Source organism: Micromonospora sp. DT178 (assembly GCF_049841695.1).
Taxonomy (GTDB): Bacteria; Actinomycetota; Actinomycetes; order Mycobacteriales; family Micromonosporaceae; genus Micromonospora.
Genome location: NZ_JBNCKV010000095.1, coordinates 1 through 249 on the forward strand (window position 1 = coordinate 1; position 249 = coordinate 249).

The 249-nt window shown below is 69.9% G+C and carries 1 protein-coding gene; it reads left to right on the forward strand.

Annotated elements, in window-relative coordinates; all coding sequences use genetic code 11:
- Positions 1–3: 3 nt before the first annotated feature.
- Positions 4–249 (forward strand): ketoacyl-synthetase C-terminal extension domain-containing protein (locus ACLQ22_RS32115; RefSeq protein ID WP_425695622.1); only part of this gene is annotated, 246 nt, incomplete at its 3' end.

A 249-nucleotide genomic window follows, 5' to 3' on the forward strand; every position in this document is an offset into this window, starting at 1 on the left:
CACGTGGACTGGTCAGCCGGATCGGTACGACTGCTCACCGAGGCCACACCATGGCCGGACAACGACCGACCACGACGCGCCGGGGTGTCCTCGTTCGGGATCAGTGGCACCAACGCCCACCTCATCCTGGAAGAGGCCGAACCCGCACCGGACACGGCGTTGGGTCATGAACCGGCCCCGCTGCCGGCCGACGGGGTGGTGCCGTGGCTGCTGTCGGCTAAGACCGAGGTGGCGTTGCGGGCGCAGGCG